Source organism: Gelidimonas diazotrophica (assembly GCF_055694025.1).
Genome location: NZ_CM146349.1, coordinates 35,614 through 61,125 on the forward strand (window position 1 = coordinate 35,614; position 25,512 = coordinate 61,125).

23 protein-coding genes are annotated in these 25,512 nt (G+C 55.2%); 20 read left to right on the forward strand and 3 right to left on the reverse strand.

Going from position 1 to position 25,512, the window contains the following annotated elements:
• Nucleotides 1–276 precede the first annotated feature (276 nt).
• Together KGFNPO_RS00180 and KGFNPO_RS00185 are read left to right on the forward strand one after the other, a co-directional pair.
• Nucleotides 277–1,212 (forward strand): nucleoside recognition domain-containing protein, encoded by a 936-nt coding sequence (locus KGFNPO_RS00180; protein ID WP_472632559.1) that lies wholly within the window; start codon nt 277–279, stop codon nt 1,210–1,212.
• 399 nt (nt 1,213–1,611) lie between these two features.
• Nucleotides 1,612–1,941, forward strand: coding sequence for a hypothetical protein (locus KGFNPO_RS00185; RefSeq protein WP_472632560.1), 330 nt, complete (start codon nt 1,612–1,614; stop codon nt 1,939–1,941).
• 23 nt (nt 1,942–1,964) lie between these two features.
• Here KGFNPO_RS00185 and KGFNPO_RS00190 read toward each other — a convergent pair whose 3' ends face one another.
• On the reverse strand, nt 1,965–3,398 hold the full coding sequence (locus KGFNPO_RS00190; RefSeq protein WP_472634528.1) for a GGDEF domain-containing protein: 1,434 nt from the start codon (nt 3,396–3,398) through the stop codon (nt 1,965–1,967).
• Nucleotides 3,399–3,748: 350 nt separating this feature from the next.
• Between KGFNPO_RS00190 and KGFNPO_RS00195 the strand changes: the two genes are divergently transcribed.
• From KGFNPO_RS00195 to KGFNPO_RS00210, 4 genes are all read left to right on the forward strand, one after another.
• On the forward strand, nt 3,749–3,904 hold the full coding sequence (locus KGFNPO_RS00195; RefSeq protein WP_472632561.1) for a hypothetical protein: 156 nt from the start codon (nt 3,749–3,751) through the stop codon (nt 3,902–3,904).
• A 298-nt stretch (nt 3,905–4,202) separates the two neighbouring features.
• Complete coding sequence (locus tag KGFNPO_RS00200) at nt 4,203–4,493, forward strand: recombinase family protein (RefSeq protein ID WP_472634529.1); 291 nt, start codon at nt 4,203–4,205, stop codon at nt 4,491–4,493.
• Between the two features lie 613 nt (nt 4,494–5,106).
• Entirely contained in the window at nt 5,107–6,687 is a 1,581-nt protein-coding gene (locus KGFNPO_RS00205) for an isocitrate lyase (protein ID WP_472632562.1), read from the forward strand.
• A 14-nt stretch (nt 6,688–6,701) separates the two neighbouring features.
• Complete coding sequence (locus KGFNPO_RS00210) at nt 6,702–7,148, forward strand: hypothetical protein (RefSeq protein ID WP_472632563.1); 447 nt, start codon at nt 6,702–6,704, stop codon at nt 7,146–7,148.
• A gap of 117 nt (nt 7,149–7,265) precedes the next feature.
• Here KGFNPO_RS00210 and KGFNPO_RS00215 read toward each other — a convergent pair whose 3' ends face one another.
• Nucleotides 7,266–7,901, reverse strand: a complete 636-nt coding sequence (locus tag KGFNPO_RS00215) for a 3'-5' exonuclease (RefSeq protein ID WP_472632564.1) — start codon at nt 7,899–7,901, stop codon at nt 7,266–7,268.
• Between the two features lie 274 nt (nt 7,902–8,175).
• Here KGFNPO_RS00215 and KGFNPO_RS00220 point away from each other — a divergent pair, with 274 nt between their 5' ends.
• The 14 genes from KGFNPO_RS00220 to KGFNPO_RS00285 all read left to right on the forward strand — a co-directional run bounded on the left by KGFNPO_RS00220 (nt 8,176) and on the right by KGFNPO_RS00285 (nt 24,011).
• Entirely contained in the window at nt 8,176–8,637 is a 462-nt protein-coding gene (locus KGFNPO_RS00220; RefSeq protein WP_472632565.1) for a hypothetical protein, read from the forward strand.
• A gap of 65 nt (nt 8,638–8,702) precedes the next feature.
• Nucleotides 8,703–9,500 (forward strand): hypothetical protein, encoded by a 798-nt coding sequence (locus KGFNPO_RS00225; RefSeq protein ID WP_472632566.1) that lies wholly within the window; start codon nt 8,703–8,705, stop codon nt 9,498–9,500.
• A 494-nt stretch (nt 9,501–9,994) separates the two neighbouring features.
• Nucleotides 9,995–10,261 carry a hypothetical protein gene (locus KGFNPO_RS00230; RefSeq protein ID WP_472632567.1) on the forward strand — a complete coding sequence of 89 codons (267 nt, stop codon included), beginning with the start codon at nt 9,995–9,997 and terminating at the stop codon, nt 10,259–10,261.
• 168 nt (nt 10,262–10,429) lie between these two features.
• Nucleotides 10,430–11,614, forward strand: coding sequence for a JmjC domain-containing protein (locus tag KGFNPO_RS00235; RefSeq protein ID WP_472632568.1), 1,185 nt, complete (start codon nt 10,430–10,432; stop codon nt 11,612–11,614).
• A 338-nt stretch (nt 11,615–11,952) separates the two neighbouring features.
• The gene (locus tag KGFNPO_RS00240; protein WP_472632569.1) at nt 11,953–13,386 is read left to right on the forward strand and encodes an ethylbenzene dehydrogenase-related protein; all 1,434 of its coding nucleotides are present in this window, start codon (nt 11,953–11,955) and stop codon (nt 13,384–13,386) included.
• Between the two features lie 2 nt (nt 13,387–13,388).
• Nucleotides 13,389–13,940, forward strand: a complete 552-nt coding sequence (locus KGFNPO_RS00245) for a DUF2231 domain-containing protein (protein ID WP_472632571.1) — start codon at nt 13,389–13,391, stop codon at nt 13,938–13,940.
• Between the two features lie 159 nt (nt 13,941–14,099).
• On the forward strand, nt 14,100–15,299 hold the full coding sequence (locus KGFNPO_RS00250) for a urate hydroxylase PuuD (RefSeq protein WP_472632572.1): 1,200 nt from the start codon (nt 14,100–14,102) through the stop codon (nt 15,297–15,299).
• Between the two features lie 103 nt (nt 15,300–15,402).
• A complete protein-coding gene (locus KGFNPO_RS00255) occupies nt 15,403–16,644 on the forward strand; it encodes a M20/M25/M40 family metallo-hydrolase (protein WP_472632573.1) in 1,242 nt (413 codons plus the stop codon).
• Nucleotides 16,645–16,836: 192 nt separating this feature from the next.
• Nucleotides 16,837–17,721 carry an RluA family pseudouridine synthase gene (locus tag KGFNPO_RS00260; protein ID WP_472632574.1) on the forward strand — a complete coding sequence of 295 codons (885 nt, stop codon included), beginning with the start codon at nt 16,837–16,839 and terminating at the stop codon, nt 17,719–17,721.
• Between the two features lie 296 nt (nt 17,722–18,017).
• The gene (locus tag KGFNPO_RS00265; protein WP_472632575.1) at nt 18,018–18,440 is read left to right on the forward strand and encodes a hypothetical protein; all 423 of its coding nucleotides are present in this window, start codon (nt 18,018–18,020) and stop codon (nt 18,438–18,440) included.
• Nucleotides 18,433–19,893 carry an ATPase domain-containing protein gene (locus tag KGFNPO_RS00270; RefSeq protein WP_472632576.1) on the forward strand — a complete coding sequence of 487 codons (1,461 nt, stop codon included), beginning with the start codon at nt 18,433–18,435 and terminating at the stop codon, nt 19,891–19,893. The genes KGFNPO_RS00265 and KGFNPO_RS00270 overlap by 8 nt, the downstream gene beginning before the upstream one ends.
• 37 nt (nt 19,894–19,930) lie before the next feature.
• Nucleotides 19,931–21,637 (forward strand): putative bifunctional diguanylate cyclase/phosphodiesterase, encoded by a 1,707-nt coding sequence (locus KGFNPO_RS00275; protein WP_472632577.1) that lies wholly within the window; start codon nt 19,931–19,933, stop codon nt 21,635–21,637.
• Nucleotides 21,638–21,677: 40 nt separating this feature from the next.
• Nucleotides 21,678–23,018: a PQQ-dependent sugar dehydrogenase gene (locus KGFNPO_RS00280; RefSeq protein ID WP_472632578.1), complete on the forward strand. Its 1,341-nt coding sequence runs from the start codon at nt 21,678–21,680 to the stop codon at nt 23,016–23,018.
• A 189-nt stretch (nt 23,019–23,207) separates the two neighbouring features.
• Nucleotides 23,208–24,011, forward strand: coding sequence for a DUF2189 domain-containing protein (locus KGFNPO_RS00285; protein WP_472632579.1), 804 nt, complete (start codon nt 23,208–23,210; stop codon nt 24,009–24,011).
• Nucleotides 24,012–24,064: 53 nt separating this feature from the next.
• On the opposite strand, the gene KGFNPO_RS00290 is transcribed toward KGFNPO_RS00285, so the two are convergent.
• Nucleotides 24,065–25,504, reverse strand: coding sequence for a dihydrolipoyl dehydrogenase (locus KGFNPO_RS00290; protein WP_472632580.1), 1,440 nt, complete (start codon nt 25,502–25,504; stop codon nt 24,065–24,067).
• Nucleotides 25,505–25,512 lie beyond the last annotated feature (8 nt).

Below are 25,512 nucleotides of genomic sequence, written 5' to 3' on the forward strand. Positions count from 1 at the left end.
CAGGGTTTGCGCGCCAGCATTCTGGTATGTTCGCTTTAGTTTATTCATTTCGCTTCCATAACCTTTCAGTTCTGCACAGTCCATTCTCAAGACGGATCGCCAGTTAGAAGGCTTGGGCGCGCAAACGATTGGTCAGACCAATCACGTTACAGTTATGCCCCTTGATAGCGCAACATATCCACTAGCAACGCATTTTTTCCAGAAGAGAGTTTTTTCCCCCATCCGGCCTAAAGCGAGTCAGGTTCACCAAGGGCAACTATTTCACCAAGAAAAACTATGGAACTCATCGATATCATCTTGAAGGCGGGCCGCTCCGCCGTCGAGATCGCGTTCTTTTTGCTGCTGCCAATCATGATCGTGATGTTGTTCCTCATGCGGCTGTTGGAAGCATGGGGAGTGTTGGACTGGATAGTGGCGCGATTAGCGCCAATCCTTAAACCGGCTGGCTTAACGGGACTTAGTGTATTCGCAGCGCTGCAAGTGAATTTCGTCAGTTTTGCGGCACCGATTGCGACGCTGAGCATCATGCAGCATCGCGGTAGCTCGGATCGACATTTAGCAGCGACGCTAGCCATGATCCTGGCTATGGCGCAGGGCAATGTAATGTTTCCCTTTGCCGCAATCGGCTTGCATCTGGGCCCGACTTTGTTGTTTTCGTTTGCAGGGGGAGTCATTGCCGCAGCGGCGACTTACTATCTTTTTGGCCGCAGCTTGTCGATGCGAGAAGCGTTAATAGACGAAACCATCGCGCATTCCGCTGCGGAGGGCGCCAAAGGTGTACTTGACGTCATTAACCGAGCCGGCGCGGAGGCTTTCAAGATAGCTGTAGGCACCATACCGATGCTCGTTCTTTCTTTTGTGGTCATCACGTATTTGCGCAGTATTGGCGCTCTTGATTGGCTTGCTTTGCAAATTACTCCGGTGTTAGGTCAGCTAGGGATTGATCCTGTAATAGTGCTTCCCACATTGACCAAAATTATTGCTGGAGGAACGGCCATGATGGGATTGGTGACCGACATGCACCGCAGCGGTCTTATCGACGCAAAGGTCATTAATGAAAGTGCTGGGTGGCTCATCCATACCTTCGATATTCCGGGCGTAGCGATAATCTTGTCAGCAGGGAAGCGCGTAGCGGCCGTTTGGAAGCCAGCAGCGCTTGGTGCTTGTGTCGGCATTGCGCTGCGCGCATTGGCTCATGTCGCCATAGGATGATGATTGAATGCCTGCTTTGGGTCGATTTTTGCCGGTCGACCTGACCAGCTTGGACGTCGGCCACAAAATACCGTCGAACAACGAAACGCTCCCACTTGTGCGTTTTAGTCAAAAATAGTGTTCAACAAACGGTCGTTTTTGAAAGCGGCCATGGCAAAGCCTGTGCGGTAGCGGCGTCAAGCCGGCGCGTGAGGGTGGAACAGGTGCACCGTTTCGTAACTTTCCAGAGCCCATTTTCCATAGGGATATATGATGCACATCAATGCTGTTTTATGTGTCTATGTTAAGGCGCATCAAGGTGGGATGGCGTACTATGCGTATCAAAGACCTATAACACATGAGACGTTTTGGCAGGAATGCGGCGCGGTTTAGCCGTGCAACGAGAAAACAGGTGTACCTATGTCACATGCTTGGGAGCAGTTACGCAGAGCCGTGAATGCCTTCAGTGGGGTCGAGTCGCAACGCGAACGCCTCATTGACGCTTATACCAGCTTGATAGGTCTTAAGCACAAAGACCTTCCGGTGGAAATCCATAGCGCTTTTGACGCGCTGATGCATGGCATGACGCCCTTTTGTGGACAGGAAAAGCAACGGGCAGCGCGCAATAAGGTCGATTTGCTCGATGACGCAGAAGTCATGCTGATGATGCATTCCATCCTCGAAATGTATGACCTTACAACGCGCTATGAACCGATACAGCCTGTAAATAAAGCTGTAGCGGCTGTTTAGGCCACGCCTCTTCGACAGGATGCTCACGCCAGCAGAGCTTGGCTGCTGGGGTTGATGTCTGTGACCACACGGTTGCGTCCCTGGTGTTTGGCGTTGTACAGACGTTGATCGGCTATGCCCAGAAGCGCCTCGAGGGTGTCGCCGTCGCGGCCGAACTGCGATATGCCGATGCTCACCGTAACTGCAGTGAGCCGCTGCAGGCCGCTTTCAAATGCCGTATCTGCAATCGCGCTTCGAAGGCGCTCGGCGACTACGCGTGCGCTTTCGAGTAAAGTCTGAGGCAGCAGTATCATGAACTCTTCCCCGCCCACGCGGGCCACGCCGTCATAGGGCCGGATCGCATCAAGGCATTTCTGCACGAACCCTTTGAGGACGTCATCGCCCGCCTGGTGGCCGTAGCGGTCGTTGATGGCCTTGAAATTGTCCAGATCGAGCGCCAGCACGGAGAACTGCGCACCGCCGCGCTGGACCCGGACCATCTCGGTTTCGACTTGCTCGATGAAGCGCCGTCGATTATCCGCGCCCGTCAGCGGGTCGGTCGCCGCCAGGCGCTCGAGCGTTCGATTGGTGCGCTGGAGTTCGTGCAGGGCGGTCTCGGTACGCGCCATCGCCTCGGCGAGCCGCGCCATTAATTCCTCCTGGCTGTAAATCGTCGAGAACGACCGCGTGGTGAGGAACGCCTGCACCACCCCATAGCTCAACAGGAAGAATCCAGCAGCGAAGATCGCATGCGCGAGCCACCACATATGGTTCCATGGACGCGCAAGGATGAATGCCAGAGAGGATAGCGCGAACGCCGTGACCGCAATGGCGAAAATCACCATCAGCGGCGAACGGATACGGCGCAGCAAAAGCGTCGTCACGTTCAATATGGAAAAAATGAGCGCGCCGCCTTCCATCGAAAGGCGCACTGCGGGGTTGCCGGCAATGGGCGCATGCGCGAGGTACGCCACTGCCAGGTCCAGCAGCAGGAACAGTCCTATCCAGGTCAACCACGCGCGGGGTTGCATGCGCTGGGTTGCGGCGTCGGGGGCGCGGCGGTACGACAGCAGTGCGACGAAGAGCAAAATCGCCATGACCAGTCGAGAGGCTGGACCATATAGCAGGAAGAGCCAGATATTGTGGTGCGCGAACCTCGTGAAGGCGCCATGCAGCGCGTAGATCAGTACAAAACCGAGAAAGCCGAGCGTCAACCAGCGCAGCAGCGGTTCGCCGGAGGACTGATAGCAGCGCCACGTCACGTAGGTAACAAAAAGGCCTTCCAGGGTGGCTGCCGCAATCGCAATGACATGGAATGCGTGGTTCTCGAATGTAAGGGTGGGGTCCTGGAAGAAAAACACGTAGCCTATCAGGTAGGCCGGCAGCAACGCAAAGCTGACCAGGAGCACGCTGGCATAAAGCTTGGTCACGACACGCACGACTCCAAGCGCCTCGTCGGCGCTGATGCTATCGCTCATGTTATCGCTCATATGCTGCTCCGAGGTCGCAGGGATGTCGCAAACACCGATACGGCGCCGGCCCCCAAACTGCCTGCAGCCCCACGATCGCGCGTATCGATGCAGGGCAGCAGGATCGCAATACAGTGCTTTAATTCCAGAATTTTTGCCATTTTGCTGCAGAAGGTGCACTGTTGAACAAATACAGTATCGCGCAAAACTTACCGCAGATCACTATTTCTCTTCCCGTATTGCTCCTGACAACACAGCCAAGACACGCTTATCGTGTCATTGGCAGTGTCAACAAACGGAGTGTGCGTATACCGTGAGTGATGTAAAACAGACAAAGAATGCGGCGGCTTTACTGACGCATGCAGCGCAAGCTGCTGGCTGATGCGGCAAAGGCAAGGGCAGAACGGGCAGCTGGATTTATTGATGCATTGCTGCGCGCGTGCGATCTAAAAAAGCATGGCGGCGCAGTCATGGCATTCGAGCTGGTGGGTAAGGAAAGAATCAAAGATGCGTAGTGTCCAACAAACGGCCGTTTACTGAACACTGTAAAAAACGCCTAAATTGGGCGTTTTTTTGATGTATAAGTGTTCAATAACTTATCTGTTTTTCTACGTTTTTAAAGTGTGAAGAAATGGCAGGCTCTAAAATCCGCTACGGTACATGCAGAGCTTTCCCAGTGCCTGAAGGCGCTATGTATCGGCCACACACTCTCACTGTTTGGCGGCTCGATCACTTGGGGCACTGCCCGACTGAGTGCGGATGGTGGGCAAATAGGAGGCGCGTGAAGTCGGCTTTGAGTCGATTACGGAGCAAATCGCCACAGGTAGCGCATTTGGAAAACTGATTTTTCATGTGTTTGCGAGCCTGGCTAAGTTTGAGCGTAACCTGATTCGCGAGCGCACCAGGGCTGAATTGCTTGCCTTTTTTGATCCGGAAACGGGTTGGTCCCGACGCCAAATTGATCCAAGTGCCGACATTCATTGGCCCAATCACAACCTGTGTAAATCGTTGCCTTCATTGGCATTTTTGAGCATGAAGGTGGGGCAGCACCACAGCATCTGCGTCAATTCCTCACTGGCCGCAACAAGTAAACAACTATTGTGAGAAGTGCGTAGGTTTTTTGCAGGTTTTCTGAGACAACGTGCTCATCGATTCTCAGAAAAGGTGAGTAAGCCCTTGATTCCTTATGGGGTAAGTTTGCAATTATTGTGAGAACCTACAGATTTTTGTCGGCTGTCACAGATAATGAAACAATCGTAAAAATTGAAAAAGCCAACCGGTTCGGTTGGCTTTTTCAATTTGGCCTGTTACGGCGTCTGGCTTCAATTGTTACCTGAAGATATGTGCTTGGATTCTTTACCGGAAATCTGTTTTAGCTTGATGACTTTTTTCCGGAACCGTCATTTTTCCACGATACGAAAAGTTAATGCCACATCGTGATATATGGATGCGGAACAAATTAGGAAAACCACTCCGTTTTTTTGAGATTGAATTTCACATCGCAAAAAAACATATATAAGCAATTGAAATTAAACAGATTAATTTAAGTTATATGTCTTATATAAGACATTGTTGCTATGTAAAAAAAAGCCTATTATTCTTTCATGCAGTTTTGCTTCTATTTCACCATCCTGTTTTTCGTATGAGAGTCAACAGATCTACCGACACGCAATACGATTTTCTCAATCATGCTTTATTATTAATTTAGGATATACACATGTCACAGTATCAAGAAGACATCAAAGCCATTGCCGGCCTGAAAGACAAAGAAGGTAGTGCTTGGAACGCGATCAATCCAGAGTCCGCTTCACGTATGCGCGCCCAGAACAGATTCAAAACTGGTCTGGATATCGCCAGGTACACCGCCAAGATCATGCGCGACGACATGGCGAACTACGACGCTGACTCGTCCAAGTACACCCAGTCTTTGGGTTGCTGGCACGGTTTTATCGGCCAACAGCAGATGATTTCTATCAAGAAGCACTTCAATGGCACCGACCGTCGCTACTTGTACCTGTCTGGCTGGATGGTTGCTGCGCTGCGCTCTGAGTTCGGCCCGTTGCCTGACCAGTCCATGCACGAGAAGACTGTTGTTGCCGACCTGATCAGAGAGCTTTACACTTTCTTGCGTCAAGCGGATGCACGTGAGTTGAGCGGTTTATTCCGTCAATTAGACGCTGCTCAAGGCGCTGCCAAGCAAGCGATCCAGGACAAAATTGACAACCACATCACCCACGTAGTGCCAATCATTGCCGATATCGATGCCGGTTTCGGCAATGCTGAAGCGACCTACCTGATGGCCAAGCAGATGATTGAAGCGGGTGCATGCTGCATCCAGATCGAAAACCAAGTTTCTGATGAAAAGCAGTGCGGTCATCAAGACGGTAAAGTAACTGTTCCTCACGAAGACTTCCTCGCGAAGATTCGTGCTGTACGTTACGCGTTCCTGGAACTGGGTGTAGACGACGGTGTGATCGTTGCGCGTACCGATTCACTGGGTGCAGGCCTGACCAAGCAAATCGCGGTAACGCGTGAGCCAGGCGATTTGGGCGATCAATACAACGCCTTCCTGGACGTTGAAGAAATTTCTGCTGAATCCCTGAACAACGGCGACGTTGTCATCAAGCGCGACGGCAAACTTGTTCGCCCTAAACGTTTGCCAAGCAACTTGTTCCAGTTCCGCGCTGGCACAGGGGAAGAACGTTGCGTACTGGATTGCATTACTTCTTTGCAAAACGGTGCCGACCTGATTTGGATCGAAACTGAGAAGCCACATATTGCTCAGATCGGCGGCATGGTCAATGCGATTCGTAAAGTTATTCCAAATGCCAAGCTGGTCTACAACAACAGCCCATCATTCAACTGGACACTGAACTTCCGTCAGCAAATTTTCGACATCATGAAAGGCGAAGGCAAAGACGTTTCTGCTTACGATCGCGCTGCACTGATGGGTGTTGAATACGACGCAACTGAATTGGCGATTGCTGCAGATGAAAAAATCCGCACTTTCCAAGCTGACTCAGCCCGTGAAGCCGGTATTTTCCATCACCTGATTACTCTGCCGACTTACCACACTGCTGCATTGTCTACTGACAATCTGGCAAAAGAATACTTCGGTGACCAGGCTATGTTGGGTTATGTTGCTGGCGTTCAGCGCAAGGAAATCCGTCAGGGTATCGCTTGTGTTAAGCATCAGAACATGGCCGGCTCAGACATGGGCGATGATCACAAAGATTACTTCAGTGGCGAAGCTGCTCTGAAAGCATCTGGTAAAGACAACACGATGAACCAGTTCTAACAACTGAGTCTAGTGTGAAAAAAGCTCGCTGCGGCGAGCTTTTTTTGTGCGCCCAGCATGGGTGCGCAATTGAGGGCCCGATGCGGCAATTCTCCGGCGAGGCCGCCGTCGAAATCTTGAACTTCCTTCCGGTGTTCACGCTGGACTTCGAGATCCGGTACGGCGACCAGATCCGCCGTTATTGCGATGAGCGCTCTCAGCACAACATCGTCGCGCACACGCCCTCCGCGGTGACCGACGATCCTGCAGTCAAGCAACGGCTGATTGATAACACCGAGGGCGCGGCTGCCGAAGGCGTATTCGGTGTCCCGAGTCTCGCAGGGCGCGGGCAATTCTTCTGGGGCGCCGATACGATCGGGTGGGCAAACGCCTTTGTCGATGATCCGCACATGTTCGAATCAGTCGAAATGAAACGGGCGGCCGAGATCGAGATCGGCGCCCAACGCAAGGAACAGCGATGATCGATGTCTACAATGGACTGGCGCCGAACGGCAACTTGCTCTTGATTGCGCTCGATGAGACCGGCTGGCCTTATGACGTTCAACGGAACAGATGCGCACTTATTCACAGACTTAGGATCATAAAATGGAGGCAACTTCGTTTTGGCTACTAGTCAGATATTCACGAGACCGATTTAGTGCTTCCAACACTTTGAGCGCCGCGAAGGCATCGTTCGCTGCATAGAGCAATTGATTGTTTGTCAGCTGGTGTAGAGCCCAATTGGAGGTTGTCATTTTTTTTGATTTACGAAATTTCTGATGGAGTACGATCCCGACCGCGGCCCGGACCCCCATCTCGTCACGGTAGCCCTCCTTGCGAAAGACGTGGTTGAGATCGAGCACCGCGCGCAACTTGATACCAAGTTTGGCGTGGATTTGTCCGCGATCCGATTGCAGGCCGAATCCAACCTTGAGGACATGGTCTGATTGCAGCAGCTCGATCAAGTATTGCCGGCAGTCCGCCCGGTGAAGTTGAAATATGAACGCTTTGTTGTGGACAGCGAACTGAACAATGTGCGGGCCGTCACTGATATCTCCTGTCACAAATGTCGGCTTCGATTCGGTGTCGAATCCTACGATTCCCGATGCTTTTATTTCGGCTGCGGCAGACGCAAATTGCACTTTTGTCGTTGGGACGTGGATGTGTTCAAGCGGGAGTCCAATGAAAAGTTCCAGCAATGCGGTGTCAGCCTTGGAGGGGATAATTTTTTTCATGTTGCGGGAATGCCTTAAATAATCGTGCAAAGCAACAGGTCGAATCGTAAGGCTTCAGCATACACGCGGTACGCACGATAGGTTGCTTGAGGGGAATTTCATAAAATGTAGGTTCTGGCTGGCTTGTGCCAGTCACAACCGGAACAATTCGACCCAGAGGAAAAAATTCAACTTTGATGTCGAATGACGGCTTCGCAGCGGAAGCGGGTAGTTAAGTTTCACTCAGGCATCCAAATGGTTGATAGAATGAAAATTAAATCACATTAGGCCTAGCATGACCTGCAATCCACACTGGACAGCATATCTTTCGGCACTACTAACTCCGATTGTCGCGGTACTCGGCTCGTTCATCGCGTACCGGCAGTGGTGCCTCGCGCAAAACAAGTTGAAGCTCGACCTCTTTGATCGTCGCCTGTCGGTTTATCACGCATCTACAACTCTGGTTGCTTCCATCATGACGAGTGGCAAAGCCAAAGACGAAGACGTATTGAAGTTTATGGTGGCAACGCGGGAGGCAAAATGGCTCCTGAGCCAAGAGATTGCGGAATACTTAGACAAGCAGCTTTATCACAAGGCAGTCGAACTTCAAACGCTCTCCGCAGAACTCGAAGGTGTCGGTGTAAGCGACGTACGCACAAAGAACGTCCGTGAGCAGGCTGAGATCAAGAAGTGGTTTCTGTCCCAATACGATGCCCTTGATGAATACTTTGCACCGTTCCTCAAGTTGGCGCACTAAGCCCAACCATTCCATCAAGCGGACCTGTCTACGGCAGGCCGCTTATGTCAAACGTTAGAAATCTAATGGCAGAGCACAGAATCGAACCTCACAAAGTCACCAAACCAATTCAGCTGTTAGCTGCTTGGTTGGTTGGTCTCATCCTAATAGAAGGGATTTTTCTAATCGCCGCAGACCGCATGCCGGAAGGAGGCTGGGAGCGTGGCGCCCTGACAGTTGCGGCAATTCTCTACGTGCCAACATTTCTCATGGCACTATTTCTTTTGCAGACAAAATTCCGAGCAGAATTGCAAGAAGATACTTTTTACGCCGAATACCTGAGTAAAAAGTCGCCAGGCATTATTAGAGTTGACAAGGATTCGGGGCAAGACGCGAGGATCGAAGCAATTGAAAGAAGGGTGATGCTTATTTCGGAGGCCACCTCTCAACGGCAGCCTTCCTCGCAAGACAGTGCGACCAAATTAAACTGGTCGAACTGGCGCGTTGCAGTTAACAAACTACACCCTTGCTATACGGAGATACGCAAAGCCTTGCGTGCCACAGAAATCGAGATAGCAGCGCTGTTTGGGGCGAGTATTGCGCCTGCACCTTCAAAATGGGTGATCTCACTGAGCATTCATTTGCCGGGCGCGCACAAGATGCAAATTCTTAACGCAATAGCTCACCTCGGCTTTGATGGAATGCAGTTTTGGGATCCTCGCCCCGAAGCGGAAGAGAACGAGGATGTGTACATCGGTAGCTATGGTGAATCGTTCTTTGCCCATATTAGCCAGGAATTCCTAGATATGCTCAAGGCGGGTGGTGAATGGGCTGATGTCAACGAATACTATGTATTGAATGCGAGAGGACAAAAGGATGAGTAATCGATTGCAGCAAGATTTCTAACTAGCGGTTCAACGCGGACGTCAATGCTCCACATTGACGCTGGTTAATCTATTCATTAAATCGTCCGCTTTTGTGAAAGCCAACCGTACGGTTTAGGGTCGCCACCTGCCGATCGCCCAATAAACTGACTGACCGCAACCAGTCTAAAACGGCCAAAGCCCTGTCTACTCATTCAGAGCCGACATACGCCGCAGGAATCGTAAGCTGGCGTTGTGATTTATTACGCACGCAGCCCCCTGTCGAACAGAGATTGGAGAATAAGATGCTGGAAAGCGCGGCATTCAAATGTTGCTTTGAAGTTCGGTGGTCGGACTTGGACGGAAACCGTCATGTACGGAACCCTGCCTTTAGCGAATATGCAAGCCATACGCGTTTCCAATTGTTCGCCATGCACAACTTTATGCGGAGTAATGGCTCAAAATCCTATGGGACTTTGTTGTCGTTTGTTGAAACTCACCAATAGGATCTCGATATGTCTTCACGTTCTGCCCCCGGAAAAACACCTTTTCTAAATTTTCTTGCGTTCCTATTTGCTTTTGGATGGGAGGGGCCGGTAATTATTTCAATTGGTTTGCGTAACGATTCAACCCTTGAAATTTTGATGGGCTTGCTTTTTGCCATTTTTTTCTGGGCGCTATTCGGAATCAAACTGCTGTCTGACCTTGTTAAGCACTTGTTGAAGTCGAAGTCCCCGGAGGATGCATTGGCGGCTAAACCCCCGGCAAACAGGGACCAGTAGCACTGCCGGTTTTAACTGCCCCATATCCAACTTCCAAAACCCCGCAGAAGGCCATCGTTTGCCGATCATGCGGGTGAGTCGATGCAAGCAGTCCGGCGCGATTTTTCTGGCGCAGCAACTTCCAATCTCGAATTCTTTGATCTAGATGATATTTCTGTTTGTGCATAAGTGGTAAAACATGCCCCTCTTTTCTCCGGTGTGCACCCTATGCTAAAGCTTAACCTTGTTGATTTTTCACTCGAAGACTTTCTTGCGCATTATTGGCAACAAAAACCTGTGGTGATCCGTCAGGGATTTGAACATTTTTCCGATTTGATCAGCCCGGATGCATTGGCTGGCCTTGCCTGCGAAGAAGAGGTTGAGTCCCGCCTTGTCTACAAAAAAGCCGGTGAATGGCAAGCCGAAGTCGGCCCATTTGAGTCTTATGAACATTTAGGTGAGGAAGGTTGGTCTTTGATCGTGCAGGCGGTAAATCATTGGTCGCCGGAAGTGGCCGCGCTGGTGGAACCTTTTTCCTTTATTCCAAAGTGGCGCCTGGATGATGTGATGATCAGTTACGCCACGCCGGGCGGCGGGGTTGGACCGCATATTGATCTTTATGACGTATTCATTTGCCAGGGCTCGGGGCGGCGTCGCTGGCGCGTCGGCGACTTGGGAAATCACAGGCAATTTGCCGCCCATGCCGCGCTGCTGCATACCGATCCCTTCGACGCCATTATTGATGTTGAATTACTGCCCGGCGATATTCTGTATATTCCGCCCGGCTTTCCCCATGACGGCGTAACGCTTGAGCATTCGATGAGCTTCTCGGTCGGGTTTAGAAGCAAATCGGCCAAGGATATGCTCAGTGGGCTGGCCGATTATGTGATTGATAAAGAGCTTGGCAATGCGCTCATTTGTGATCCCGAACGGCCGATTCACCGCCATCAAGGCCAAATCAATGCCAGCGATTTTGCCAGGATCAAAGCGCAACTTCAGGCCATCCTTGATAACGATGCATTGGTAGCCGATTTTGCCGGCAGTTTCCTGTCGAAGACAAAATGCGCGCTGGATCTGCAAGTCCTGGATGAACCATTTGACGCGACGGAACTGGCCGATAAATTGATCCAGCATTCCTTGACAAGGATAGGTGGCTTGCGGTGTTTTTATGTCGATCAGACAGTGGGTCAAGGCGTTTGCTACATCGAAGGCGAGCGCTTTGAATTCGGCGCTGCTTGCCAAGGCGCTGTGCTGGCTCTTTGCGATAATGAATGCCTCAGTTATGCGTTGTTGCACGCAGGTCTGCAACATCCAGAGTTCGTGCGCGCATTAACGCAGTGGGTGAATTGCGGTTATTGGTATTTTCAAGACTAATAGCTGATAGTCAGAGTTTAGTGCGCTTCAGAAAAAAGCCCCTTGGGAAACCACGGGGCTTTTCCTTTGGCCGCTATTAAAGTTCATTGCTGGAAAGGCCATTATAAAGAGCGGCTCTATGTGATTTGCCGGGGGAAAATTGCTCATGTTAAGCACAGGTATTCCGCACTGCTTTACTCGGCTAATGTTGCTCGATATAACTAAAGCGCATAGCATTGGAATCTGATATATCACCACGGCCATTACAAACGGCAAGGATGAGAACAGCACTCCGGAAAATAAAAATTCCCCGGGTAGAACCAGAGAATCTGGTTTGACATTTCACTAGGAGTACATGCATGAATAATCAATTGCGGCGCAAGGGGCTTCCCGTCGCCTTGGCTTTGTTTGCCGGCGGCTTGCTGCTGTCGTGGTTCACCCACGGCACCGGGGTGGTGCACAACGATCCAAAACGCAACATCAGCATCCCTAAGCAACTGACCGTGCCGCTACAGGTACAAGCTGCTTACAACGATACCAACATGTTTTTTCGCTACCGCTGGCCGGCTGAGAAACCCGGAATTTTTCATGATGTAGTGAAGTTTGAAGACGGCAAATGGGTCACCAAGGGTAAGGGCGTTGCCGGCTCGGAACCGGACGGATTGCAGGAAGATCGGGTGGCGATGATGCTCGACGATGGCAGCGTGCCGGAGTTCGCGCGTTACGGTGGCTACCTCGCTATTGGCGCAGGCATCGACACCTTCACCAAGCATGCAAGCAAGGAGGAGGTTGAGGCGCACCCCCATATGGGCAAGAAACTCAAGGGAGATGTCGTCAGCAAGTCGCTGCCCGAAACTCGCACTGACATCAATAATTGGGCTAGCGTGCAGCCTGAAGAAACGCTCAAGGCGCAACGCGAAGCCGGCTATTTCCTCGACCTGTGGCACTGGCGCGGTCACCGCTCCAACCCGATCAATATGTCGGATGACCAGTTGATCGCCGAAGGGCGCATGGGCGACGATGGCAAGAGCGCCGCCGGCAGTAATTGGGATAGTGAGAAAAAGCAACCCAAGCTGATGTTCAATGCGGTTGCCACCGGTTACAAAGCCCTGAAATGGGATGACGTCAAGCAAGGGAAAATTGCTCAGGATTCCACTTATTTCCTGCGCGAAGGCGAGGCGGTACCCTTTGATCCGGCTGCTGGCTGGGTCAATGGCGACACGCTGCCAAGGCGCGTTTTGCGTACACCAGAAGGCTCGATGGCCGATATTGCGGTGCAAGGCAAGGGACGCTGGGCCGACGGCTACTGGGATGTCACGCTGTCACGCAAACTCGATACCGGTCATCCGCTGGATGACAAAATTCTCAAGGACCAAGGTGCTTATTCTGTCGCATTTGCAATCCATCGCAATGCCACGGGCGGTCGCTGGCACTATGTTTCGTTGCCCGCTTCACTCGGCCTGGGGCGTTCCGGCGACATCGTGGCGCAGCGTTTTGCAGGAGATGCTCCGCAATGGAAAGATAAGTGGTCCAACGTTGAGCTGTTCTACCCCGGTCAGGTCAGTTGGCCTGACCTCAACAGTAAAAAGCATGCGGGTGCCGAATTTATCCGCAAGGGGCAGCCTGTGACCACACACCACAACGTCGATCAACTTAAACACTACGGCATTGAAGCCGAATTTGCCGACGAGATCCGCCGCCAGTGGCTGTGGACTCTTTTAGCCGGCGTCGCTTTGATCGCCGCCTTCGGCATCGCCCTCAACCAGTTACTCAAACGCAACCAAGGAGTTTGACTATGGCCCCGTATCACGTCTTAATGGTGCACTTTCCTATCGCGTTGTGGATGACTGCCACGCTGGCTATCCTGCTCCGCGTTTTTTCTGACGGCCAGTTGGCCAAAGCGGTAGACCGTGCGCTGGTGCCTCTGCTTAGCGTCAGCCTGATATTCGGCATCATCGCTTTCTCTATTGGTCTCATGGTGTGGCCGTGGGAAACCATTTCCGCGTCAGCCATCGGACGCAACCACGTGCTGTCAGCGAGCTGGACGGTGGCATTCTGGACCGTTGTCCTGTTTGTGCGTTGGAGCCGTGGTGAAGCTGTGTGGGACGGCATTACGCGCTGGATCATGGCCGGTTTTGCACTGCTGGGTAGCACGCTGCTAGGCATTACCGGAACGCTCGGCGGTCATTTAGTGGGTATCTATACCGCATGGTCAGACGGATTGCGCTTATTGGGTTGGGAGGTCTACACCACCTACTACGTGCCGAATATGACCTTGGCAGTCCTCGGCATCACTGCCGTGCTGCTGCTAGTCATTGGGTTTTCAAGCCGCAGCAAGCCACAGTAAGCTGTTGTAAACAGAAGTAAAGAGAAATAAGTGTACCGTTTGGGCGGTGCTGGCGGGATATGATCTCTGCCAGAGCCGCCCCAAATGCGACACTTATTTTTTTGCGATTTTTTTAGGATTGGCTTTGCATATCACGCTGTTGCAAATCGAAAGGAACCCATGGAAACCTTGTTGTCGGCGTATGGCGTCGAATGGCTGAATCTGATCGTGCGCTGGCTGCACTTGGTTGTCGGCATTGCCTGGATCGGCGCTTCGTTCTATTTTGTCTGGCTCGATAACACGATACGGCCGCCCAAGCCGGGTTCCGAGCTGGCCGGCAAAGGCGTGTCGGGCGAGTTGTGGGCGGTGCATGGCGGCGGCTTTTATAATCCGCAAAAATATCTGGTCGCGCCCAGGGAATTGCCGCCCGAGCTGCACTGGTTCAAGTGGGAAGCGTATTCGACCTGGTTGTCGGGTTTCGCGCTGCTGGTCATCGTGTACTACTTCAATGCGTCGGCGCTGATGATCGACAAGTCGGTGGCCGATTTGGCAAGCTGGCAGGCGGTCGCCATCGGTCTGGGCGCACTGGTGGTTGGCTGGATTGTGTATGACGTGCTGTGCCGATCGAAGCTGGGCCAGCATGATCTCTGGTTTGGCATCGTGATGTTCGTTTTGATTGTTGCTGCCGGGTATTTTCTGTCTAAATTTCTCAGCGGGCGCGCCGCGTATATCCATGTCGGCGCGATGATCGGCACCATGATGGTGGGCAATGTGCTGATGCTGATCATCCCCGGCCAGCGCAAGATGGTGGATGCGATGCTGGCCGGCAAGACGCCCGACGCCATTCACGGCCAGAAGGCCAAGCAGCGCAGCGTCCACAATAATTATTTCACGCTGCCGGTGCTGTTCATCATGATCAGCAACCATTACGCGATGACCTACAACCACGCGTACAACTGGCTGCTGCTGGCTTTGATCATGGCGGCCGGCGTGCTGATCCGGCACTTCTTCAATTTGCGCCACAAGGGCCGCATCGAGTGGCGCTATCCGGTGGCAGGCGTCGCCATCCTGCTGACGGTGGCGGTAGCGATTGCGCCGAAGCCGGTTGCTCCATCTTCCACCATTGCCGATTTCAGCCGCGTGCAAGCCATCGTCGGCCAGCGCTGCGCCGGTTGTCATGCGGCGCAACCGAGTCAGCCGGGCTTTGCCGCCGCGCCGGCCGGGGTGCTGCTCGATACGCCGGAATCGATCCGGCAGAACGCCGCCAGAATCTATCTGCAAGCGGTGCAACTGAAAGCGATGCCGCTGGGAAATATGACCAACATCACCGACGAGGAGCGCGCCGCGCTGGGCAGTTGGTTCGTTGGCGGCGCCAGATAAATCAACACCGTAGGGGCGGGTTCCAAACCCGCCCTTTCGCCGTCAAAATGCGAGGGCGGGTTTGGAACCCGCCCCTACAAACGCCAACAGGAAGCCACACGCGATGACCGAAACCAATCTGCACGCCCAACTTGCCGCCTGGATCGACGCCCATTTCGATGAGGAAGTGGCGTTCCTGCAAGACATGATCCGGATTCCGACCGACACCCCGCCGGGCAATAATGCGCCACATGCCGAGATGGTGGCCGCCAAGCTCGCCGCCTTTGGCTGGCATGCCGAAAAATACCCGGTGCCGGCGCAACTGGTCAGGGATTACGGCCTGACCAGCATCACCAACTTGATCGTTCGACGCCAATATGCGCAGCCGGGACCGACGATAGCCTTGAATGCCCACGGCGACGTGGTGCCGCCGGGCGAAGGCTGGAGCAAGCCGCCCTACGGCGGAGTGATCGAGAATGGCCGCATTTATGGCCGTGCGGCGGCGGTATCCAAATCCGATTTCGCCACGTTCGTGTTCGCCGCGCGCGCGCTGGAAGCACTGAACGTCGCGCTGAAGGGTGTGCTGGAACTCCATTTCACCTATGACGAAGAATTCGGCGGATTGCTGGGGCCGGGCTGGTTGCTGGAGCAGCAACTGACCAAGCCGGATTACCTGATTGCGGCCGGATTCAGCTACCAGATCGTGACCGCGCACAACGCCTGTCTGCAACTGGAAATCACGGTGCACGGCAAAGCCAGCCACGGCGCGATGCCGGAAACCGGCCACGACGCGCTGCAAGCCGCAACCGCCATTCTGCAAGCGATTTATGCGCAGTTGCCGGCGTTGCAAAACATCAGTTCCGCCATTCCCGGCATCACGCACCCGACCATGCTGGTGGGCCAGATCGAGGGCGGCACCAACACCAATGTGGTGCCCGGCAAAGTCGTGCTGAAAATGGACCGCCGCATGATTCCGGAAGAAGACCCGGCGCAGGTCGAAGCGGCATTGCGCGCCTTGATCGAGAACGCGGTCGTTGGTTTGCCGGGCATCCGGGTCGAGATCCGGCGTCTACTGCTGTCGCAAGCGCTGCGCCCGTTGCCCGGCCATGAAAAGCTGGTCGACAGTCTGCGCAAGAATGCACAAGAAGTGCTGGGCGAGGAGATTCCTGCGGTCGGCGTGCCGTTGTATGCGGATGCGCGCTTGTACAGCGAGCATGGAATTCCGGCGGTGCTGTATGGTGCCGGGCCGCGCACGGTGCCGGAATCGAACGCCAAGCAAGCCGATGAAAATTTGCTGCTTGCAGACTTGCGCGGCGCCACCAAGGTGGTGGCGCTGACTTTGCTGGATTTTCTGGCGGCTGCTTGATTTTTATGTAGGGGCAGGTTCCAAACCTGCCTTGGTTGATCCACCGAGGGCGGGTTTGGAACCCGCCCCCTACGATCGTGGCGTAGGGTGGGTGAAACCCACACAAATCGGCCGCAAAAACGGCGTGGGTTTCACCTACCCTGCGAAGCCCTTTAAAATAGCGACTCCAGTTCAGTCTCGAAATCTTCTCCTTTGAAATCCTCTCTACCGATCCGCGACGGCGTCGCTCCTAGTTACCTCTGGTTGCAGCCTGGCGCGTGGCCGCACATGCTGGCTTTTCTGACCGAACACTTTCCGGACGTCGCTCCGGCTATCTGGCTGGCACGCATGGAACGCGATGAAGTGGTGGATGAGGCCGGCGTGTGCCTGCGGCCCGACAGTCCTTACCGCCCGGACATCCGTATTTTTTACTACCGCGAAATCGAGGACGAGACGCCGATTCCGTTTGAAGAGCGTGTGATCTATCAGGACGACCATATTCTGGTGGCCGACAAGCCGCATTTCCTGCCGGTGATACCGAGCGGGCGTTTTTTGCATGAAACCTTGCTGGTGCGTCTGAAAAAAAAGCTGCAATTGCCCGACTTGACGCCGATCCACCGGATCGACCGCGAAACCGCCGGCGTGATCATTTTTTCGCACAATATCGCCAGCCGCGGGGCCTATCAATCGTTGTTTCAAAAACGCGCGGTGCACAAGGTGTACGAAGCGCTGGCGCCGACTTTGCACGGCCGCACATTTCCATTCACTTATCGCAGCCGGATGGTGGAGGGCACGCCGTTTTTCCGCATGCAGGAAGCTGCGGGCGAACCGAATTCCGAAACGCATATCGATCTGATTGAGCAGCGCGGCGCACTCAGCATGTACCAGTTGCAACCGGTCACCGGCCGCAAGCACCAGTTGCGCGTGCATCTGGCGGCGCTCGGCATCCCGATTGTCAACGATCCTTTTTATCCTGATTTACAGCCTTTCAAGGCGGACGACATGTCGCAGCCGTTGCAACTGCTGGCGCGCGCGATTGCTTTCGAGGACCCGCTCAGCGGCCTCAGGCGGCATTTTGAAAGCACCCGAAAGCTGTAATCAGGCGCTCTGTTGCAACTCTATACATCAGGCGAGTATGGTAATAAATAGTTAGTTTTCCGCACAATATCAGTTGGCCTATGAAAATACCCCTGTAATAATTTGACGCATTCCGGGTTTGCAGCGGGCTGCATGCCAGATTGTGCGCAGTTGTTGATATTTGTCGTGGCCGACTCGCTGCCGGCGGCCGCGCGCGGCTAAAAAATATTCTATACTGATATCAAATTGACACATCGCGACACATCGGCTGTATTCCACCAACGTCGTTATACCGATCGATATTTGATATTTCCCTTATGGACACTGGCGACTTGCTGCGGCACCAGGTAATTAAAAGTCGCATGGCGCAGCACACTGAAAAAGTTTCAGATGCCGCGGTTGTCCTATGGGAGCAGATGGCGACCCAAATTATTTCTATCGTCGGCGAAGGTGGCTTCAATTCGCTTTACGCGAGAAGCGTATTCCTTACCCAGTCCACCTTTGCCTGGCTCGCGGCCGGCGCACTGTCAGCGCAAACGGAGCACAGGTTCGCGCAATTGCAAATCTGCCTTGAAGCACAAACGCCGGCAGAAGCCAGCGCCGCAAACAGTCTGCTGCTGATCACCTTCACCGACATCCTGGCCGCGTTAATCGGCGAACCGTTAACCACCAGTATTTTACGTTCAGCTTGGGGCCTTGATGCTTCAGATATGGCCGGTAAGGAGTTGAAAAATGGGTAAAAAAGTAAGCATCCGTAGTATAAAAACCGGCGTACCTGGTCTGGACAGCCTGTTGGGCGGAGGCTTGCCGGAGTTCTCGTTTAACCTGATTGCGGGCACCACGGGGAGCGGAAAAACCACGCTTGCGCACCAGATCATGTTCTCGCTGACAAGCCCGAAGAATCGGGCGCTGTATTTCACGGTGCTCGGGGAACCCGCCTTGAAGATGCTGCGTTATCAACAGCAATTTACGTTTTTTGACATCAAGAAAATCAACCAATCGATCCGCTACGTCAACCTGTCTGCAGACATCCTGGAAGGCGATTTTGCCCGCGTGTTGTCACGCATTGCCGAGGAAGTCAAAGACTATGCTCCCAGCCTGGTATTCGTTGATTCGTTTCGATCGGTCATGCAGTCGGCGAAGCAGGGGCAACAGGGGACACCCGAGCGGCAGTGGTTCGTACAGCAGCTGGCCATGCAAATGACGAACTGGCAGGCGACCACATTTTTAATCGGCGAATATGTGTTGCCGGAATCGGAGTCCAGCCCGAACTTTGCAGTGGCCGATGGCATTCTGGTGCTTTCGCAAAATTTGCACAACGATTCGATGGTGCGCAAGATGCAAGTGGTCAAAATGCGCGGCCAAGCCCAGGCACCCGGTTTGCATACGTTCCGCATTAGTGATGAAGGCCTTCAGATTTTTCCGCGTGCGATTATCCAGCAGGGCACAGCAGTTGGCTCGACAGTCAAGTCGTCCACTGGAGAACAACGGGTTCCGATGGGAATCCCCGGCCTGGATCAGATGCTGGGCGGTGGCTTGCCAGTCGGATATTCGCTACTCGTGGTGGGGCCGTCCGGCTCCGGGAAAACCATCCTGGCGACGCAGTTTCTGGCCGAAGGAGTGCGCAGGGGCGAGCCAGGCGTGATTGCGGCATTCGAGAAGAGCCCGAGCCAACTGTTGAGCAAGAAGCTGCATGCGCTGGTCAAGGCCGGACAGGTCGGGGTGATCGACACCCGTTCGCTGGATTTGTCGATTGATGAAACCTTGCATGACTTGATCGAAATGATTCATCGGATGCGGGCCAAGCGGGTCGTCATCGACTCCCTGTCCGGCTTCGAGCTGGCGCTGGCGCCCCAGTTCAGCGAAGATTTTCGCGGCTCGCTGTATCGGATGATTGCCGAGCTTACCGGCATGGGCGTGACCATATTAATGACCTCGGAACTGGAAGACCGCTACACCGATTTGCGCTTCAGTCCGTTTGGCAGCGCTTTTCTGGCCGACGCCATTATCGTGCAGCGCTATATCGAAATCGTGGGCCAATTCAAACGCGTCTTCTCGGTGGTTAAAGTCCGTGGCAGCGAGCACAGCAAGGACATTCGATTGTTTGACATTACCGACGATGGCATCATTATTGGCCAGACCTTATCCGAGTATGCGGGAATCATGACCGGCCGGCCGGTGGTCAGCCCATAAGCAAAACAATCAGAACGACCAGCGGTGGAGGGCGGTAATGAGCAAAAAAAACAATGACGGCGCTTCTGCTTCTGCTGCCGATGACAGCGTTCAGGCGGGTGTCCCCGGCCAGCGCAAAGACAAGTTGCCAGCCGTCTCCGAGAAAAATATCAGGCGCCGGAAAAGCGCTGCGATTGACGCTGCAGCGGCTGTTCTAAAACGCGAGAAATCGGTCACTGCACGCGAAGATGTCGCGCATTTGCGTGAAACTGCGGCCGATTTGCGCGAAAACCAAGCCAGCTCGCGCGAGCGGGAAATTGGCGCGGCAGAGACGATACAGGCCACCTCCGACGAGCGCATGGTTATGCTGCAGCAAGCGAACGCACATCTGGTCACCGCTATTATCGAAGCCCACAAACTGGCCGAACAAGTCGCCACAGCCAAAATTCAGCTGGATCATTTGGCCCATCACGATGTTCTGACCGATTTGCCGAATCGCATGCTGCTGCAAGACCGGCTGAGTCAGGCCATTGAGTTGGCCCATCGTCAGGGCAGACGACTGGCGGTGATGTTTCTGGACCTGGACCGCTTTAAATACATCAACGATTCGCTGGGGCATGCGGTTGGCGACCAACTGCTGCAGTGGGTTGCGCAACGCCTGGTCGGTTGCGTGCGTCACTCGGACACCGTGAGCCGCCAGGGCGGGGATGAATTCGTGCTGCTGCTTTCCACTATTGAGCATGCGGAAGATGCGGCGCTGTCTGCGCAAAAGCTGCTGGCGGCGACCGCGCTGCCGTACAGCATCGACCGCCACGACCTCCATATCAGCGCCAGCATTGGCATCAGCATCTACCCCGACGATGGCCGGGATGCGGAAACCCTGATCAAGAATGCGGACATCGCGATGTACCATGCCAAGGAAAACGGCCGCAACAATTACAAATTCTTCGAGCCCGAGATGAATGCCCGGGCGGTCCGGCGCCAATCGGTCGAAGCCGGCCTGCGCCGCGCTTTGGCCCGGCAGGAATTCGTGTTGTACTACCAGCCCAAAATAAATTTACGCAGCGGCACGATAGTCGGGGTCGAGGCGCTCATCCGCTGGCAGCATCCGAAGCGCGGGCTGCTGCTGCCAGCGCAGTTCGTTCCGATTGCCGAAGACTGTGGGCTGATTCTGCCGATTGGCCGCTGGGTGCTGCGCGCAGCCTGTCTCCAGGCCCGGGCCTGGCAGCAGGCTGGCCTGACGCCGATCACGGTCGCAGTCAACACCTCGGCGCTCGAATTCCGCGCCAAGGATTTTTTCGAAAATATACGCACGACGCTTCAGGATACGGGGCTGGAGCCGCGTTTTCTGGAACTTGAACTGACCGAAAGCGTCCTGATGCGGGATGCCGAGGCTACCGATTCGGTATTGCATGCGCTGGCGGACTTGGGCGTAAAGCTGGCGATCGATGACTTCGGCACCGGTTATTCCAGCCTCAGTTATCTGCGGCGGTTCCCGATCGACACCCTGAAGATCGACCAGTCGTTCGTGCACCAGATGACCAGCAACCCGGACGATGCCACCATCGTCAGCGCCGTGATCAGTATGGGTAAAAGCCTCAAGCAACGCGTGATTGCCGAGGGCGTCGAAACACCGGAGCAGTACGCATTTCTGATGGCCCAGCATTGCGACGAGGGCCAGGGCTACTATTTCGGCCGTCCGGTGGCCGCAGATGCGCTGGCCGCCTTGCTGCAAACCGGCGTATCGCTGCCCCGGCCCGATTGATTGCTCATCAACTCCCCTCCCCTTCCACTGGAGATACCGAATGCGCCACTCTTTCATCCTGCGCCCGCTGGCCTGCCGCACCTTTGCCTGCCTGCTGATACTGAATCTCGTCGCCTGCGGTGAAATGGCAAGATTGCCGGAACAGGCCGGAATCGGCCCCCATCCGGCGCTGCCGCCGCCGAATCCGACGCTATTCCCCACCGTCAATATAGCCCCGGCCAAAGGCTGGCCGGCTGGCGCGACGCCGACGGCCGCCGACGGCCTTTCGGTAAGCGCCTTCGCTACCGGCCTGGATCACCCGCGCTGGCTGTATGTGCTGCCGAATGGCGATGTGCTGGTGGCCGAAACCAATGCGCCGCCCAAGCCGGAAGATGGCAAGGGCATCAAGGGCTGGATCATGAAGCGGGTCATGAAGCGCGCAGGGGCGGGCGTGCCGAGCGCGAATCGCATCACACTGTTGCGCGACGCCAATGGCGACGGCAGCGCGGAAACGCGCACGGTGTTCCTGCAGGGCCTGCATTCTCCGTTTGGCATGACGCTGGTGGGCAGCGATCTGTATGTCGCCAATTCCGATGGGCTGGTGCGCTTTCCGTATCGCAGCGGCGACACCCAAATCACCGAACCCGGCGTCAAAGTGGTGGATTTGCCGGCCGGCCCGATCAACCATCACTGGACCAAAAATGTAATTGCCAGCCGCGATGGTTCGCGCCTGTATGTAACGGTCGGCTCGAACAGCAATGTCGGCGAAAACGGCATGGCGAACGAAGTCAACCGCGCCGCCATCTGGGAAGTCGATCCGGCAAGCGGCGCTGCGCGCATCTTTGCTTCCGGCTTGCGCAATCCGAATGGCCTGGCCTGGCAACCGCACAGCGGCGCGCTCTGGACTGCCGTCAACGAACGCGATGAAATCGGCAGCGACCTGGTGCCCGACTATATGACCTCGGTCAAGGACGGCGCTTTCTACGGCTGGCCTTACAGCTATTACGGCCAGCATGCCGATACCAGAGTGAAGCCGCCACGGCCCGATCTGGTGGCGCAAGCGATTGCGCCGGATTATGCGCTGGGCGCGCATGCCGCCTCGCTCGGGCTGGTTTTTTATGAGGGCAATTTATTGCCGCAGCACTTTGCCGGCGGCGCATTCATCGGCCAGCACGGCTCCTGGAACCGCAAACCCCGCAGCGGTTACAAAGTGATTTTTGTGCCGTTCGCCGATGGAATTCCAGCCGGCCCGCCTGAAGATGTACTCACCGGCTTTGTCAGTGCGCAAGGCGATGCGCTGGGCCGTCCGGTGGGCGTGGCGGTCGACCGCAGCGGCGCGCTGCTGGTGGCCGATGACGTCGGCAACATCGTCTGGCGAGTGACTCCGGCTGTGGCGAAATAGGATTTCAGCAACCGTAGGATGGGTGAAACCCATCGCTGGTTGAACTTACAAGATGGGTTTCACCCATCCTACGGAATAATATATACATATATATGTATTTTTAATATATCAATTAAACAATGCGGTAATGCATGGTTTTTTGCATATACTCCTTATATTCCAATAGACGAATAAAAAACGGAGACAACGATGCCTGACAATAATGAAGCGCATGCGGCTGCCGGCGGCGGCAATAGCGAGCCATCGTCTTTTCCGCCGATACGCACGATGCCGGCGCTGCGGCCCTTGCACTGGATCGCACTCGGCTGGCGCGACTTGCGTGCAACGGGCGGGCGCAGCCTGTTCTACGGCCTGTGTTTCGCCGCCATGGGTTTGCTGTTGAGCGTGGTGCTGAGGCACGCGCCGGCTTACCTGTCGGCGCTGACCTGCGGTTTTCTGCTGCTCGGACCCTTCCTGGCGCTGGGCGTGTATGACCTCAGTCGCCGGCTGAAGCAACGGCAATCGGGCTTGCTGCCGACGCTATTCTCGATGCGGGGGCGCTGGAGCAATATCGGCGTGCTGGCACTGGTGCTGGCGGTGGTGATGATGGTGTGGGCGCGCGCTTCGCTGATCGTGTTCGCGCTGTTTTACAACCGCGGCATGCCTTCGATCGAGGGCTTTCTGCTGCAACTGCTGTCGGTCGATAACCTGCGCTTCATCAGCGTCTATTTTTTCGTCGGCGGCTTGTTCGCCGGCCTGGTGTTTGCCGTCAGCTGGGTTTCGATCCCGTTGATGCTGGAGCGCGATACCGACGCGGTCACGGCCATCATCATCAGCATCGGCGCCTTGCTGAAAAATATCCCGGCAGCATTGGTGTGGGGTGTGCTGATCATCGCTTTTACCGTGATCGGTTTTGCCACCTGGTATGTCGGTCTGATCGTGACGATGCCGCTGATCGGCCATGCGACCTGGCACGCGTATCGGGAGGTGGTGGGGCCGGCCGCAGAACATTGACGGGAGCGCAGAATTGCCGAATATTATCGGCACAGCGTATGCACGCCACAAAATCACATGCCGGGCGTGCAATCGGCGCAATGCGCGGCGTCGGATACGTGCTCGGTCAACTTTTCGTGCAGATCGCGCAGTGCGGTGCGCAAGCCTTCCTCGATGGTCGGATGGTAAAAAGGCATCTCCAACATCTGGTTCACCGTCATCCTGCTCTGGCAGGCCCAAGCCAGCAGATGCGCCAAATGCTCGGCCCGTGGCTCGACCATTTCGGCACCCAAAAAAAGTTGCGTGCCGGATTCGCCATACAGCCGCAACAGACCGCAATTGCGGTGCATGACGCGGCTGCGACCCTGATCCTGGAACGATACTTCGCCTACCTTGTAGCCGAGCGGTAATTGGTCTCCGGTGCAGCCAATGCTGGCGATTTGCGGTTCGGTAAATGCAATCGCCAGCGCGACCCGGCGCAGGCCCGGCAGCACTTGCGGGTAACGCCCGGCATTGTCGCCCGCAATGCGGCCCTGATCGACCGCTTCATGCAATACCGCACGCGCGCCATTTACGTCGCCGGCAATGAAGATGGCGCTGTTGCCGCATTGCATGGTGTGCGCATTGCAGTGCGGCATGCCGTGCGCGTCCAGCGCCAGACCGCTGTTCTCCAGCGCCAAACCGTCGAGGTTGGGACGGCGGCCGGTCGCCGCCAGCACAAAGCGAAAATGCTCGCTGCGTTCGCTGCCATCGGCGCCATCGGCGTTGCGGGAGCGCAGCAGCACTGCGTCGCCGTCTGGTTGCGCGGACACGATTTCGGTGCACAGACGCAAGTCCAGCTCCGCGCCCAGGCAACAGGTCGCGCAGGCGCGCACCGCAGCATCCTGCAGATGGGCCAGCTGATCACTGCGCCCGAACAGCGCGACCCGCACGCCCAGCCGGTGCAATGCCTGGCCGAGTTCAAGCCCGATTGCGCCGCTGCCGATGACGGCCACCGAGTCAGGCAAATCGTCCCAATCGAATAATGTGTCGCTGGTCGCCAGCTGCGCGCCGAGATGCGCGAGTGGGGCCGGAATCTGCGGGCTGGAACCGGTGGCAATCACGATGCTCCCGGCCGTCACTTCGGTATCCAAACCGACCTGCAAGCGGGTGGCGGCAATGAAGCGGGCTTGGCCGTGCAAGCGCTGGGCCGCCGGGATTTTTTCGATGCCGTCCAGCACGAAACCGATGAAGCGGTCACGCTCGGCCTGCACCCGCGCCATCACGGCCCTGCCGTCGATGCGCAGCGCGCCGCCATGCACGCCAAAGGTGGGTGCGTCGGTAACGGCGTGGGCCGCATCGGCCGCGGCAATCAACAGCTTGCTCGGCATGCAGCCAACCCGCGCGCAGGTGGTGCCGTAAGCGCCGCCTTCGATCAGCAACACCCGCTTGCCGTGCGCCTTGGCCGCGTGATAGGCCGTCATGCCGGCGCTGCCGGCGCCGATGACAGCGACATCCACTTTCAGGATTTTCATGTCAGTTT